The following is a 16,010-nucleotide window of genomic DNA, read 5'->3' on the forward strand; positions in this document are numbered from 1 at the left end:
TTGAAAAACAACAGAATATTTTTTTCATGATAAATACTCAAAATCCAGAAAGAATCTTTTGTTTGTGATAAAAGTTCTTTCCTTGAAAACTCTTAAACACCAGGAGTGATTGGCTACTCGCTAAAATTTCACTTGTCAAAAAAAATAATTGTAAACTGAAAATGAAAATTTTCATAAACAATCATATTATTTTCATTTTCGGTTACAAAAATTTTAGCAGATTCTTTAAAATCTTACTGTTATTTTCCCTTTATTTATAAGTTCTCTTAACTTTTACTGTACAAAGAAACGTCTTTATCATTTTTGGGACTGATGAATCATAATTGATTCTTCAGTCCCAAGTGTGTTTTTTGTACAACATATCAATCCTTATTGACGACAAGACTTTATTGCAAAGTCCGATGTTCTGATTTAGTACAAAAGACTAACCATGGAAAAAAAGGGAATGGTTATTGCAATCCTCTCGAAATTCACATTTCCTTCTCCAAATTGACTACTCTTTGTCGTTGCTGATCAAGAAATCAAGCAATTCCGACTGTTCCGCAAAGATTGCTTCTACAGATAAGCTTCTATGATGACTCTTTTGCTTGGTAGCTTCTGGTAGCTCAGAATCAATTTGGTTAGTTGAAGATTCGAGGGACTTCTCGACTGGTAAAGGTTCTGCATTCACTTTCGACTCTAAACCGTCTGGCTTCATTGGAAATGGACTGTTATCCTCAAAATGATCTATCGAAGCATTCAGTTGACTTTTCCAAAACAACTCTCCGAAGAGATACACGCCAAGAGCACTTTTATTGTTAAATACTTTACAAGATAACCCCATCTTGGTGAGTGTCTGATTTACTGTGTTTTCGTTGATCGTTTCTGAAGGAATATCTCTGATTAGAATTGTATCAGCATATTGAATATCTTGATCACTGTTTACATAATCAATCAATTGATCTGTCAAAGCAGTCGTCTCTTTTTTAACGATCTCAGTTAAATCTATTGTCTGACCTCCATTGATCGTCACGACAAATGGATTGTTTTTCTTAGCTGTGACAAGCATATCGTAAACGACGCCATGATCTAGCGCAAAGATAGGTGCGGGATGATCCCCCTCATTTTCTTGATAAGCTTGTACCACGTTGCCTGCCAATTCAAACAAGCCGTCTGTGACTTTTGAACTTTTGATCAGTTCCCCATTTTCGTAGCTATCACAAGTGAGAGAATGATCATTGATTTCAATCACATAGGTCAACCCAGCAAGAATTTCTTCCACGCCTAACATCAAATGAATATCATTTCGTTTGCTTTCAAAAATTGCGCCCAGAGATTTCGGGATCAGCTTTACTCGCTCGATGCGGATCTGATAGTGAGTGCCATCAACAACTGTCTCGAATTCATCTGCCAGTTGTCTCTCAATGTCAGCAAGCCGGTCAAAACTTTCTGTTGCTACGCCAAGGCATAATGAACAGCTAAAGTAATCCTCTGCAATTTCAGTAAAAAGTGAGGGTCTTTTCGCTACTAAATAAGAGAGTATCGTTTTGATATATGTCTTAAATTTTTGGTCTCCCAGGGTTGCCAACGGATTGCCAAATGTTTGATAGGCTTCTGATCGTCGACTATACAACTTGTCGAGTCCCCAAGTGATTTCTTTCTCGCTGCCCCCGAGAAGTATTCGTTTCCCTACTTTGTTTTTTAGGTAGATCGGTTCATTATTCTTTCCTAAAAGATATTGTAGATTATTTTTTTTGACTTCTGAATAAACAGAACTTCTGACATCTTGATAACCGTAGCCAACAACGCCTACTCGAAATTCATCAATGTCTAATGCAATGATTTTGTTCACACTAATCCCCCTAACTTCCCTATTTATCATGACTTACAGCTTCCCTAATAACACTATTGCTATTTCATCCTCTATTTTCCTGCCTCTTCTTGGATAAAGAATGCATTGGACAGTTCCTGAATTTTACTCATTTGTTCGTTGACTTCTGCTTCTAAAAGCAACAAGTCGCTGAAAATTACTTTTGTATTACGTATATGCCGTAAAAGCTCATTGGTTTTGACCAGCTGCAAGTCAATTTTTTTGCATAACTCTCTCAATTCTTCTTGGCTATTCTTTAAGACAATAAAATCGCGATAACCAACGGCTGACTGTCGTTTTTCTGAAATCATTTGTTGTAATCGCGCAATTTTACTATCCCGTTGTTCGATCGCTTGTTTCAAATCAGTCAACATCTGATCTAGTTCGCTGATTTGAATGATTGCGGATAACTTCTTTGTACTCATCGATTGTTTCATGCTTGACTTGCTCCTTTGCCTAGGAGTATTTTCACTTCTGAATCCATCAGTGCCGTTCTAGTAAATATTCCTGATTGCAGTAAACAACTAAATGAAAGAACATTATTTTTTATCCGCAGCAGCTCTTCATCTGTTAACTCACTTAATTGATGATCAATGTCTTCAATTGCGTTGATAGTAATGCCAAGTTCCAGTTTCTGTACCATCTCTGCTATAGCTGCTTCTTTCCATACAATGACAGGGATTCCTAACGAGAGATACAACGAGATTTTGTGCGGTGCATTATACTTCGTATATTGTTGGTAGTCACCACCATCAGGCAACTTATCATCCCACGCAAGTCCGAAACCATTTTTCTCCATCCTACGAACCAATTTCTCTTGCTCAAAAACACCACAATAATGAACATTCGGACCAAATTGACTGTCGTTTTTATCGCCGTATACAAGAATTTCCGTGCGATTGGGCCACTGCTGTAGAAAACGGGTTTTTGCCAAATTTCCTGCAAAGACAACTCGTTTTTCTGGTCTTTCATGACTGACACTAACTTCTTGATGCTGATAGTCGAAAAATGGTTTTTGGATCATTCTCCGTGTCACGCCTCTTTCGACTAAGGCTGTCTGCATAGCTTGGCTATGAACGATCAATACTGTTGCTTCATTGAAAAGAGCAGATTCATCAAAATCGACTTTCCCACGCAACATCTCAGCGTCATGGATGAATAAACTCGTGTAAATCCCTCTTTGTTTCATTCTTTGTAAGAACATTCGGTCAAAATGGGCTCCGTTATAACTTGGATATTGATAGACCACGATATCTTCATAAGCGACACCAGCTGTAATGCCATCAATCCTTGACATAAGTGCATAATCATCTTCATTCTCATCGATATAACGATAAATATATAAAGGTTGATAATCCATCCCATTGGCAATGTGAAAAACATCTACTTTCGCTTTTTTGACTGAATCTGCTGCATTCGATTCAATGATCGTCGTCACCCACCGATTCACGCTTGTCCCATCTCCTTTTCCATCATTGCCCGCACAAACATCACTTCATCTTTCGGTAAGCACCATTCTGCACCCTTCAAATTTTTAGAAAACAGTTGTACAGCAGGATCTTCTTGTGCAGTATTCCTTGTAAGCAGCAAATATTTGACTAGTTTTAGAACTGTCTGATTATAGACATCAATATGCCAATGTTCCTCCATTAAACGACTTGCATGTTGAAGTAATTGAACCGCATCATCACAGCGTTGGATGTCTACCAAACATTCTGATAAATCTAATACGGCGCCTACCAAGACTGGCCGCAGTTCCGTAAAATCAGTCGAATTTATTTTCTTTAAAAGGCAGCTCTCTAACAAAAAAATTTGTTTTTCTAAAGATGAAGCGTGCAAGCCATAGCGCTGTTTGATGCGTAATGTAGCTAAATATAAAAGGCTGTCAAATAATGTATAAAAATCAGTTCCCAGAAAAAATGTTTCAAGCATTTCTAAACTTGCATCCGGAACTTTCTGGTTCATACAACCAAATACGAGGTCAGAATAGGCCAACATAAGTTTAAACATCGTATTATCCTCAGTAGAGGAGCGAAATTTTTCTAACTCTTTTCTGACTTTCATAAAGGTAACAAACATGTCCTCTTTCGTTGATAAAGAGCTATAAATCAATACACTTAATAGATGAAGTTGTTCATCTGTTGACATTGCAAACATGTCTAACAATTCGGTATCAGATATGCTCAACATTTTCTTGATGCCAACAACCAATTCGAAGGGCAAGTCGATCTCATATTGTACCCATCTATAGTACCGTGAGCGAGATAACCCAATCTTTCTTTCAAAAGATTTCACAGATAGTCCTTTACATTTGCGTATCTCTTCTAATTTCTCGCGATCAATATTGACAGCAACGACTGATGTATCAGGTATCTTTAAGTCTGGGTTGATCGTGCTAATTAATCGACAAACGCTTAGTAATCTAGTTTCCATATTTTTCAAATCCTTTTTTCTAAAATGCAGGACCTATTTTTATTCTTACTTCTGTAATGCTTCCAATAAAGAATAAACCAACGATCCAAGGATCACGATCGACATAACTAAGGAAAGCACGATGGTGATCGCTTTGCCCTTTTTCTTTTCTTCTGAGTGATTTCTTACGTTTTCTCGTTCTTCTTGAAATCCCGCTTGAATCGTTTTTTCTAGCTGATTATTCGCCAACGAAATCACCTCTTCCCAGTTTATTTTCGGCAAACAACTATGAAGAAAACTGGTTTATCTACTGGTTCTGATCGTCTGCCAGTTGTAGTGATTCACTCAGTTCTGAAACATTTTCTACTGGTTCATTTTCGTTTGTAGCTATCTCATTCACTACCTCTGCTATTTCCACTGCCCGAAGCTCATCAATCAGCTCTTGACTCAATTGATTCACATCGTTATCTTGTCTTTCGACGGTTGAGGTTAACCGATCAATGATCTGCTCGGTTTCATTCAAAAAATAGGTTCGAAGCATTTGCTTTTCAACCTCATAAGCAGAAAAGAGCTTCTCATAAATCATTTGTAATTTATTTTGCTCCTCCTGTTGCTGCTCAAAAGATGCATTGAATTGTTTTTTTAATGTTTGGATCACATTTAGATCGATATCGTTTTCTGACTTGTTCATCATTGCTTTCATTTCTTGATTGATTTGAATCAGCTGATCAATCAATGCGTTTTGATGAGCAAAAAGTTTCTTTGCTTCCTCTTGTTCCTTCTCAAAAGTGAGCATGGACCCGCTGTTCTCTTTTATTAACAACATAATTTGCTCATACAATTCAGTGGTTTTCATTTTTTTCATTTTGTCTTCATCCTTTCAACACAACTTTGTCCATGCATACATTTTTGTTTGCCAACAACTGATAATTCTTTTGATCGACTTCTACCTTATGAATATAAGGAACGCGGTCATCTAAAATACTCATTAAGTTCCCTTTGATATTCCCTTTGCCATCAAGCGGCGATTCTTCCAGATAAAGTGTATTTGTCGAGTTGGATTTTGCTAGAGAAAATAATTCTAACCCCATATATGAAATGCCAACTGTATCATTTTCTGTTAACCGAAAAGCTAACTGATCACGAATGAAATCAAGTGTTGTGTTAAATTTTTGAGTTACCTTGAATGTTTCTGTATCACGAATCGTGACTAAATTGATGGTGCCTTGATAAAAATAGTAATTCAGAATACTTTGTTGCTGATCATTGAAAAAAGCAATCTCTTGAACCTGGTCATTGCAGTAATAAATAGTTGAGAATAATTTCCCATCTGCGGCATATTCTTCAATGAAATCTGTCGTGCCATCAGGATAAAAGTAGCGAACTTCTTTGACATGTCTTCTAGTCATAGGATACAAGCTCACTTTACCTACTTCATCTCCATCAGTGATCAAGGAAATGGTCCGGTCCTCGTTCATATAAACTTCTGTAGAGTAAGCTGTTGGTACTTGGTTAAAAAACAGAAAGGCTTCTGGATCGTGACTGCGCTGTGTCACTTGATCTAAAATATTTATTCCCTGCAAGGCTTCTTTTTGGAGTATCGCTTGAAAATTTGGACTCGGTGAGATGGACAACACTTGACTTCCTTCTTTGATTCGTGATTTTTGTGCCATCCAAATTCGGTCATTTGGTCGGATCACGGTGACTAATTCATAATGCATCGATCAACTCACTCCATTTCTCTGCAATTATCGCGTCTTGAAACATTCGTACAGACTTGCGGGTATTGGCTTTAAGTTGGTTCAGATCAGAAGCAGTCAACTGACGAATGCCCTCTGTTAGTTGCTGAATAGTATAAGCTTCATCAGTTCTAGAAAAATCTTTCAAATAACCATTGACTCCTTCTTTGATCAACTCCATGGCCCCAAAACGAGCCTTGAAGGTTACAATTGGCAATCCTGCATTTAAAGCTTCAATATAAGTCAATCCGAAACCTTCTGAAAAAGAACCAGAGATAAATGCATCATAATCAGGATATACTTCATTGATTGCATGAGAATGCCCTTTTAACCGAATGTACTCTTCTGCATTCAACTCCTTGATCACTGCTTTTAACTTACCTTCTTCTCCCCCTTGACCATAGATGTCTAAAGAGATCGTTGGATGTTCTTTTTTTGCTGCAGCAATTGCCCGCATCACAAGATCAATGTGCTTTTCGGATGCCAAACGAGAGACTGTCACAAACTTTTCTGCCTGTTGTTTGCCTAATTCAAATGAATCTTCTGTCACATCGCGAATCCCTCCCACCGGGATCGTCACAATTTTTTTGGACTCGTTTGGGAAATCGATCAACAAATCTTGCCTTTGCAATTCTGTCGCAACAACGATATGAGCGACTTGTTCCAAATGCGTCAAAGCAAATTCATAGTAATTGTTCCAAAGAGGTGCGCTAGCTACGTCACGATCAGATAAATGATCGGCATGAACGATCTCAATCAATTTGATTTCCGGAGGACAATGATCATATAAAGCAGCCTCGCTTTCCTCCCCCCGATCAATGATGATACTTTTGGTTTCTGGGAATTCTTCTATCAGTTGTTTAAAGAAAAATCGCTGCAATAAGACTTCATTTCTAAAGAAACGATGTTTGCCTTTGAAAGCAAACAAATGAATATTCGTCATTACTCTTCCTCGATGCGAATCATTTCGATAACTGTACATGATTTTTCTTTGATTCGTTCGATAGTCAAAAATCTCTACCCGATAATCCGAAACTAGCAGTAAGCCTTCCTTTTTTGGACTAGGAGATTTTTCCATATGCTCAACGATTTTTAATCCTGATGACGTGATGGTTTCTTTGATTCTATGTGTGTTCGTAGCATCTACTAAGAGATCTTGTTGTGCAGTAAAAACTGCTTTAGCCCCTTGCCTTAAATAATCACCTTCTAGTGCAAAATATTCCCACATGGAGATGACTTTATCATCTGGTATTTTCCAAGCCGCCATGGCTTCATGGAGATTCTTCACTAGCTCCATAAAAATATACTTATAGGGAATATTTTTTCTATCAAAACAAGCAGCACGATAGAACTGTGCATGTTCCACACCAGAATTACCAATCCCCATTGCTTTATTTACAAAAAAATTCATGATGTCCCCCTCTTTATTAGGTTGATTTTTTCCTGTTTTCTTTTACATTCTCTAAAACTTTTAGTGCCCTTTGATTAAGTGCGATCTTTTTTTGCAGACGATCCATAAGCTCGGGTGCTTCGGCTTCTTTATTTGGCTTTGCAAATAATAAAGCTAATACAGAAAAATCTTCGTGGTAACAAGACTCCAGCAAAGAAAAATTTTGTCCCATTTTAAGGTTGATTTTTTCGGGACTATCGCTTCGCTGATAGATTTGTTCAAGTAATACTTCCAAATACGATGATGCAGCCTTAGTATCCGGTTCAACAAACAATCCTGCTTCAAAATCTGAAAGTGAATATTCTTTGACATAGCTGTTCTGTTTTTCAAATACGACCGATAATGCAGCATGTTTCTCAACCAACGGTGTAACCGCAACAACGCTGGTTGCTATGTTTGAGCCTTGGTTTGCTCCAGTGGTTGCATTTATAGGAACCACTTCAAATGCTTGATTCTCCTTAGTGGATAAAACCAATTCCTTAAAATGAATCTCTTGATGCTTTTTGTTTACCATATGAATCTGATAATCAGTGGCACCTTGCGGAAAGAGAAAACATTCTTGGTTTGTTTCGAAGACTAGTTTTTCAAGGAGAAAACCATCCTTATCAAAAAATTCCACCAATAGCTGTACTGCTTCCTTACGATCGAATGCAGCATGAAGTGTTAACTCGTACTTGTATCCAGGCAGTAACATTGGTAGCATTGGTGATTTCCGACTAATATGAAATTCTGTTTTCGAATACCAAGATTTAATACTGACGCCTGGAGGCATCAAAGGAGAAGAGTACAAGACATCCCCAGAGGGCATATAAGCTATTTTTGCGCCATAATTATAATTGTCATTAAAGTCGATCCCCCACTTGATACGATATAAACTATTCATCGACTCCCTCATTCCCTATAATATTTTCTTGATATCGCGGTGAAATGTATGCACGAGAATATTTTTGTATTGTTTCAAAAACCAATTATTGATGGCAGGACTATTATCGTTATGTCGGCCGATCATGCCTTTATACAGAACACGAGTCATGGGGAAATTATTTTTTAAAAATTCAAACAACATTGGAAATGCCTCCATGTCGTAATCGTCTTGTTTCATATAGGCGATCGCAAAGGTTGTCTCCCGATAATCGCCACTTTTGAATTTGCTCCAGAACCGTTCATTCAATTGACTGCTCGCTTCTTTTGAAACAACCCCAATATTGTAAAGCAGCATATCCAATGAGGTTGGAAATCCAGTTGGTCGATTGATGCGTTCATTTAGAGCAATGGAACCAAGATTCGTCAACGGTTTTCCCACAATGACACTGTTTGGGCTTAAATCGCTAGCAAAATACAGCGCCCCAAACGTGCCCATCGATAATCCGGATAAAATGAGGTCTGACTTATCAAATCCTAGCAGTGCTAGTTTCCCTAAGATGATCGCTACGATTTCTTGTTCGAATTTCTGGCTGCCTAGATAGAAATTCCCACCTTCTAAACGAGGGTCACCAATCAGCAGAAACGGACAGCCCATACTTCCCATCATCCCACGGCCTTCAAATCCTTCCGCTGAACGATAGCCAGAAAAATAAACCGCTAATGGAGGTTTTAAATCTCCCGGATTAAAGTAATAGATCACTTCGCCCCCCAGATTCTCTTCATCCCGAATCCGTCCGCCTCCTGGAATCATGACACTTTCATCTGCCATTGCTCTTCGCAGGTGCATCTGCCCGATCGTAAATTGCCCTCGATTTCCTTTGGCATACAATGAAACATTGATGTATGAATTTTGATCTAATTTGAAGTAAACCGGCTCCCCATTTATGATTTGATCGTGAAGGACCTCAATCACTTGGATGACTTGATTCGTGTTTTCTTTAATGAAAAAGAGTTTGATTTTTAATGTCACTTCTCCTTGAACATCTGCGATCTCCGGATAAAAACAGGTGCGTTCGTCTTTAGGTATCAGGTTAGTCATTTTCCAAGTAGTTATTTGCTGATCGTCTGATGTCAGTTGTGCCTTTACCTGACAGGCTGCATGTCCTTCTTTAACGATCTGCAACGGGACAGTTTTATTAAATTTCATGTGATCCATAGATAGCTTATATCCTTGTTGCTTTGCTGAGAATTGCTCATTGATCGTACGAAAAACATTTTCTAGCTGCTTTTTATCAAAAGGATTCGCTGCTTTTAATGTGAATAGCGCTTGAACTTCTGGAGATAGCTGCCCATTTTCTTCGTAAAATATTTGGTAGGCTGGCAATTGTTTTAAAAATTCCAAATTTTCAAGAATCGCGGCATTTTCCTCTAGAAGAAAAATTGCCCGATGGTATTTGGTATTATATTTGTCTTTCTTAAACAGCTGTAGCTCCTGCTCATCTTTTCTGAAATCATAGGCCAACGGAAGCCACTGATAGGCAAACAAAGGAGAAAGCTGCTTTTGCCCCTCAGAAGAAACAGCTGCAACATGAAATACCTGAATCTGTTTAGACGACACCCTCTAGCAACTCCCTCCATTGTTTAATAATATTTTCCTCACTAAAACGCTCAATATAACTAATATTTTCCACCAATGCTTGGTTCCAATTATTTAAATCGTCCAGGTAAAAAGCGATTGCTGCATCTAATTCTCTAATTTGACCAATGATTTGCCCATTCTTTTGGTCATCCACATAATCGGTTTTCTTCCTAACAAGCTGAGGAATCCCTGCACTAACAGCTAGTGCTTGTTTCTGGACATCAACTTCAGCAGACAAATCAATATACAATCGTGTCTCATTGAAATCCTGACGAATCGTGGTGAGATGAGAATCCAAACGAAAGTGAATCCTAAAATTGACATCAACTGCCTCTACTAGATTTCGCCAATTTTTGCTTTCTCGGATCTCTTCAATCGCCTCTTCATCCGTTTTAAATAACTTTTTCGCCTTTTTTGCTTCGAAATACTTTAATACCTTTTGATACTCCTCAGATTCACTATCGACACCGAAGTGAGTATCAACCAGTTCTTTTTGTGCTTCTCGTAAAACGACTTCGCTTTGGAATGTCGTCGTTTCGATAATTAAGTCATAACGATCATTCTGAATAACTTTTTGCAGTAATAGATGATGGATTCTCCGAACGTCTTCGTTAAGCTCACCGGCGTTCCAATAAAGAACCAGCTGGGGAATGGAGTTGCTATTGCCCAGCTGAAAAGAAGTTGTGTAAATAGGTATGCGCTGTATCCGAGATAGGTCATTGACACCGGACTGTTTCATTAAAGAGAAAAGCGCTGTTTGATTACTAGTCGAATCAGTAATGATTTTATTTTCACCAGCCCATAATGCTGCTTTTTCATCTGATGCACAAGTTGAAAGTCTGTGGGCATCAGAAACGATCTGGATCACTCTTTTTCGTTCCTCGTTCGTTTTGACCAATCGTAGACTCCGCTCATTTGTCAAACAAATTGTTTGATCTTCTGGCTCAAGATTCAGTTGAAATTGATTCATCATCTCTAAAAGAAGTTCATCCATGCTTTGATACTGACTTTTCTTTAGCCCAATTCTTTGAGGATTTATCAGCTCAATCTGTGGATTTTCTCCAAAGTATTCCACACATTTTTCCATTCCCGATTCGTTATAATAAATCTTCTTTACTTGTTCCCCTTTGTCATTCTGGAACGATTTTGCAGAAATAAATCCCCGATCATCGAAAAAGAGGATTTGTCGATAAGGTTCCGTCATTATAGACATCTGTTCTGCAAAACCAAATGAATTGAACCGAATTTCACCAAATGGTTGATTTTCCTTAATCAGCGTGATTCCAAAAGGTGTATAGACCTTCTCAACATTCTGAGCAAGAGGCAAGTCATCGACATCTAAGGGAAATCCATTGGTTTTTTGAATGTCTTGCAAGCGATCATAAAGCGAAGTCATTTGCGCTACTTCTAATTCATATGCATGCATCTGATAACGTAAAAACGGTATATGCTCCAATAACAATAAGTGATACGGTTCTCGATTGTTCTTGAAAAGCTGAATGATATTCATCATATAATCACTTTCTAAATTGCCACTACTGGTCGTCCAATCAGGGATAAAATAATTCAAAAAATTGCCTCCTAACATCCTCTAAAAAATCCGGTAAGTATGTCTGGAAAAGAGGAACCGTATTTCATTTGTGATAGTTTCTAAAATGATGATCAACATAAAAATACTTCCGAAATAAAAAGCTAAGTTGGAAATGATTTGATTTTGCAATCCTATCAATAAGGGAATCATTGAAACGATCACAAGATAACTGTTGCCAAGTAATGCAACGGTTGATAAACGCTTCAATATATATCGCTCTGTCTGTTTACCAGGAGCAACATTTAAAATGTAATCTCCCGTCTCTTTTAGATTTTTGGCTATATCGTATGGTCGAACATTTATAAAACTAAATCCGTAACCTAAAACATAGAGAATCAGACCATAAGTGAAAACACCCCGCACATTATTAAAGGAAAAGTAAGTCGTAATAAAATTTGAAAAGCCTGTGTCTCCCCACTTTTCGTTCAATAGTAAAAGCTGCGGCATTGAAAAGACAGTTACTGCAAACATGAAAGGCATTGCCCCGGCAGGTAAAAGTCGAATAGGAATATACGAATTGTTAAAGCGACTGTCGATACCTGTCCGTTCAATATTGATACGGTATTCTGCATTGTAAAGGAAGAGTGTGAGATAAATAAAAACTAAGGTCACCATAACTAACCCGATAAGAAAGTTTTGACTTAAATGAACGGATTCTGTTTGTCCCGAAATTAACATAGCTGGGATATTCATCAGTAAACCTGGAACAATAAACAGACTTTGACCTCCAATTCCTTTATCAATGTTGATATCAGCTAGCCATGCAACGAACAATCCCCCAGCCGTCAAAAGAAGAACTGCTCCTAAAAACAACAGGACAATAGAGCCTCCAATTGCTTTTTGATCAATCATTGAGGAACGAAATTTTAAAACCAGTGCGCAACTTTGAAGGATAGCAAATAAAAGAGTCAAACTGCGTTGAATATACCCAATTCGTTTGGTGGAAAGATTTCCGATACTTTCTGTATCAATCATGCTGATCGTTGTCCAGATGATCAGGGCAGTCATATACGGGCCCATCCCTAAAGAAAAAAGCGTTGGAACAGTAAAATTCCCACCGGTTGATGTCGCTAAAAATTTCAGAATCAAACTAGTTGATTCCTCTGGTATCTTTTCTGAAATAAAAAAAGGAACCTGGATATGCTTACCTATCTCAACAATGAACAAAAGGAAAAAGCTCGCGATTATTCTTCGAATGAGTTCTTTTTGATTCTTCATTTTCATCTCCAATTTTCTTACTTTTTTTTAATCTGCAAGGTTTAACAAAATAGTAACAGGTTTAAAATTGCCTTTTGTACTTGTTTTTTGTTGAAATGAAAAAAAAAAAGGAAAAGGTGAGGTTGGTCATTGTGGTATCATCGTTTTAAATTCAAATAAGTAAAAACTACTCACTTTAAATAGTCATCAGAGAAATACAAGGATTGGAAAAAAAAGGGAGAATTTCCTGAGAAATAGCCCCCAAAAGAAGGTCGTTACTATGAAAAAACTAATTGAAGTCATCATACCTCTCGTTTTGCTCTTAGGAGGTATCTTTTTTTTGAAAGAAAATTTAACAGTCAACGAAACACCGACTGCAGAATCTAGGGTCCCTGACAATGAACCGACGCCTAAGTTAAACCTAAAAGCTGTCGTTTTGCGGACTGATGACTCTTTGGAAGCAGTTGATCAAGAGTCCATCTATCATGGTGAATTTCCCTACTATAATATGGATAGCACCAAAACCTATACGTTTTCACTTCACTTCGTAACAAGTTCTGGTGAAGCGCTACTGGATCAAAACAAAGAACCACTTATTGCATCAAGAAAGATGAAACTAGTTACTCAGAAGGGAAAAATCGTCTTTTTTTTAGAAGCCAATGATTTGATGAGGGAATATCTTTTTGAACTAGACGACGTCATGATTCGTGCTAAATTAGAAAGCATTGCTGATTAAGCTTAAGCCACAAGCAATTTAAGTTTTTGAAAGGAGGAACAACAAAAATGAAAGATAAAAAGTTTCGCAAGTATATTCGGTTGGCGAGAAAAGTTCAAAGTCTTGCAGAAAACTATCGGCAATTATCAGATCAAGAATTGCAAATGCAAACCATTCATTTTCGACAACAACTCGAACAGGGTAAAAAACTGGAGAGTTTACTCCCGCAAGCCTATGCTGTCGTTGTCGAAGCAGACCGTCGTGTCTTAGGAATGGAGCCTTATTTTGTTCAAATTCTTGGCGCAATTGCTCTTTTTTACGGCAATGTTGCTGAAATGAAAACCGGAGAAGGAAAAACATTGACCGCAACCATGCCGATGTATTTACATGGTCTGGGAGGCAAAGGCAATTTCTTGATTACTTCTAATACGTATTTAGCCTTGCGAGATATTGAAGAAACGGGAAAAGTCTATCGTTTTCTAGGACTATCCGTGGCTGCAGGTGTTCCTGAACATGAAGATGAAGGAGAAGAAATCGATAAAGAGGTGGTCTATGCAGCAGACATCGTCTACACGACGCATAGCGCACTGGGCTTTGACTATTTATTTGACAACTTGGCTGTTTCTCCAGACGAACAATATGTCACCCACTTCAATTATGTACTGATAGATGAAATCGATGCAATATTACTTGATATGGCGCAAACGCCATTGATCATTTCAGGAGCACCCAAAGTTCAGTCAAATTTTTTTACGCTATCTGATTGGTTTGTGAAAAGCTTGATTGAAGGTAAAGACTTTATGAGAAGTGAAAACAAACGTCACGCTTGGTTTACAGAAGCAGGCATAAAAAAAGCCGAAGACTACTTAGGTGTTGAAACTATTCTTTCAGAAAAATGGAAAAATCTTTACCGTCATTTAGTCATTGCCTTACGGGCCAACTATCTCTTACACTTAAACAAAGACTATGTTGTGGAGGACAATGAGATTCTTTTGCTTGATGAAGCAAATGGACGTAAGCTGATTGGAACAAAACTACAAGCTGGCCTTCATCAAGCAATCGAAGCAAAAGAAGGCGTAGAGATCACTACAGAGAGCCGATCCATGGGCTCCATTACCTACCAAAATCTATTCCGAAAATTTAAAATTTTGTCCGGAATGACTGGTACTGCCAAAACAGACGCCGACGAATTTCGAGAAACGTATGATATTGACGTAATCGAAATTCCGACAAATAAACCCATTCGCCGAAAAGATCATCAGGATCTGGTCTATGTGACCAATCAGTCGAAAATCATGGCTTCTTTAGAAGCAGTAAGAAATGCTTTGACGCAAGAACGCCCCGTATTGATTGAGACAGGATCAGTCTCAATGTCGACGTTATACTCCCTGATTCTCTTAAAGCATCGAATCCCTCATAATCTTTTAAACGCTACAACAGCGACCAAGGAATCTTGGATCATCTCAGAAGCTGGTAAAAAAGGTGCCGTAACTGTGGCTACTTCAATGGCTGGACGTGGTACAGATATTAAACTGGAAGAAGACGCACGGGAAAATGGTGGTCTGTTAGTAGTAGGAACTGAGCGGATGACCAGTGACCGAATTGACAATCAGCTTCGGGGCCGCTCTGGACGTCAAGGAGATCCGGGTGACAGTATTTTCTATGTATCTATGGAAGACAAAATCGTAGTTGAAAGTGCACCCAAATGGGCCGCCGACGAACGAGAATTATTAACTGAACAAGAAGAATTATCCAGTGATCTCACGCCCTTAAAAAAGAAAAAATACAATAAACTAATCAATCAGTCTCAAAGCAATCGCAAAAATCAAGAAATTGCCGGACGTCAAACGACGCTAGAATTTGACTCAATTATTACCATTCAAAGAGACAAAATGTACAGCATGAGAAACAGCATTATGAAAGGTACCCCTGTCGAATTAGAAAATATCATTAATCAATGCATAGAAGAAACAATCAATCAATTCACCACTAAAAAAGCGAACCTAAATCAACAAGCGATCCTTGATTTTATCTTTAATAATTTGGACTATAATTTTGATGTTTTTGAAATCGAGAAACTAGATAAATTTAATAAGCGAACGGTCAAAAAATTTTTATTGGATCTGATTTCAGAGCGTTTGATTCACATTCATCAATTTATGCCAGATAGTTTCCAACAGCTGTTTTTCAAGCGAATCATACTTTTAAAAGCCTTAGATACTCTTTGGATCGAACAATCAGACAACCTGCAACAATTGAAAACAGTCATCAATGGACGAAACTGGGGACAACATCGCCCCATCTATGAATTTCAAGTAGAAGCACATCGTTCTTTCTCTGAAATGCGTGAAGCCATTTATCTAGAAGCAGTCAGAAATTTATTATTATCCGAGTTGGTAAAAACAGAAGATGGTTCATTCGATGTTGAATTTCCATAACCAACCATAGCCAATAAAAAAGCATCACAGTTAGTTTGCCTAACTGTGATGCTTTTTTATTTAATAGAAGTACTTTTATCATTTTAGAAGAGCTAGGAAATTTATCCTAGCTCTTC

At 37.9% G+C, this 16,010-nt stretch carries 14 protein-coding genes; 2 read left to right on the plus strand and 12 right to left on the minus strand.

Annotated features, from left to right (window positions below):
• Nucleotides 1-493: 493 nt before the first annotated feature.
• The 12 genes from IGI86_RS12385 to IGI86_RS12440 form a co-directional block, all read right to left on the minus strand.
• On the minus strand, nt 494-1,831 hold the full coding sequence (locus tag IGI86_RS12385) for a hypothetical protein (RefSeq protein WP_244732288.1): 1,338 nt from the start codon (nt 1,829-1,831) through the stop codon (nt 494-496).
• A 71-nt stretch (nt 1,832-1,902) separates the two neighbouring features.
• On the minus strand, nt 1,903-2,286 hold the full coding sequence (locus IGI86_RS12390; RefSeq protein WP_086332622.1) for a hypothetical protein: 384 nt from the start codon (nt 2,284-2,286) through the stop codon (nt 1,903-1,905).
• Nucleotides 2,283-3,299: a sugar transferase gene (locus tag IGI86_RS12395; protein ID WP_086332623.1), complete on the minus strand. Its 1,017-nt coding sequence runs from the start codon at nt 3,297-3,299 to the stop codon at nt 2,283-2,285. Before IGI86_RS12395 ends, IGI86_RS12390 begins: the two co-directional genes overlap by 4 nt.
• Nucleotides 3,296-4,282 (minus strand): helix-turn-helix domain-containing protein, encoded by a 987-nt coding sequence (locus IGI86_RS12400; RefSeq protein ID WP_081117484.1) that lies wholly within the window; start codon nt 4,280-4,282, stop codon nt 3,296-3,298. The genes IGI86_RS12395 and IGI86_RS12400 overlap by 4 nt, the downstream gene beginning before the upstream one ends.
• A gap of 45 nt (nt 4,283-4,327) precedes the next feature.
• A complete protein-coding gene (locus IGI86_RS12405) occupies nt 4,328-4,519 on the minus strand; it encodes a hypothetical protein (protein WP_077452924.1) in 192 nt (63 codons plus the stop codon).
• Between the two features lie 49 nt (nt 4,520-4,568).
• Nucleotides 4,569-5,126, minus strand: coding sequence for a hypothetical protein (locus IGI86_RS12410; protein WP_086332624.1), 558 nt, complete (start codon nt 5,124-5,126; stop codon nt 4,569-4,571).
• A gap of 7 nt (nt 5,127-5,133) precedes the next feature.
• Complete coding sequence (locus IGI86_RS12415; RefSeq protein ID WP_429967337.1) at nt 5,134-5,982, minus strand: hypothetical protein; 849 nt, start codon at nt 5,980-5,982, stop codon at nt 5,134-5,136.
• A complete protein-coding gene (locus IGI86_RS12420; protein WP_420656997.1) occupies nt 5,972-7,411 on the minus strand; it encodes a glycosyltransferase in 1,440 nt (479 codons plus the stop codon). The genes IGI86_RS12415 and IGI86_RS12420 overlap by 11 nt, the downstream gene beginning before the upstream one ends.
• Nucleotides 7,412-7,427: 16 nt before the next feature.
• Nucleotides 7,428-8,333 (minus strand): accessory Sec system protein Asp3, encoded by a 906-nt coding sequence (gene asp3 / locus IGI86_RS12425; protein ID WP_225869308.1) that lies wholly within the window; start codon nt 8,331-8,333, stop codon nt 7,428-7,430.
• Nucleotides 8,334-8,348: 15 nt separating this feature from the next.
• Nucleotides 8,349-9,932: an accessory Sec system protein Asp2 gene (gene asp2 / locus IGI86_RS12430; RefSeq protein ID WP_086316470.1), complete on the minus strand. Its 1,584-nt coding sequence runs from the start codon at nt 9,930-9,932 to the stop codon at nt 8,349-8,351.
• Nucleotides 9,922-11,523, minus strand: a complete 1,602-nt coding sequence (gene asp1 / locus IGI86_RS12435) for an accessory Sec system protein Asp1 (RefSeq protein WP_223347114.1) — start codon at nt 11,521-11,523, stop codon at nt 9,922-9,924. Before asp1 ends, asp2 begins: the two co-directional genes overlap by 11 nt.
• Before the next feature lie 21 nt (nt 11,524-11,544).
• Nucleotides 11,545-12,762, minus strand: coding sequence for an accessory Sec system protein translocase subunit SecY2 (locus tag IGI86_RS12440; protein ID WP_086316472.1), 1,218 nt, complete (start codon nt 12,760-12,762; stop codon nt 11,545-11,547).
• A gap of 319 nt (nt 12,763-13,081) precedes the next feature.
• On the opposite strand from IGI86_RS12440, the gene IGI86_RS12445 reads away from it, so the two are divergent.
• Nucleotides 13,082-13,477, plus strand: coding sequence for a hypothetical protein (locus IGI86_RS12445; protein WP_228085301.1), 396 nt, complete (start codon nt 13,082-13,084; stop codon nt 13,475-13,477).
• Between the two features lie 47 nt (nt 13,478-13,524).
• Nucleotides 13,525-15,894: an accessory Sec system translocase SecA2 gene (secA2, locus tag IGI86_RS12450; RefSeq protein WP_086316474.1), complete on the plus strand. Its 2,370-nt coding sequence runs from the start codon at nt 13,525-13,527 to the stop codon at nt 15,892-15,894.
• The last annotated feature ends 116 nt before the right edge of the window (nt 15,895-16,010 follow it).

Origin of the sequence: Enterococcus sp. AZ188 (assembly GCF_050544075.1) — a bacterium.
In the GTDB taxonomy this organism is placed as follows: Bacteria; Bacillota; Bacilli; order Lactobacillales; family Enterococcaceae; genus Enterococcus_D; species Enterococcus_D entomosocium.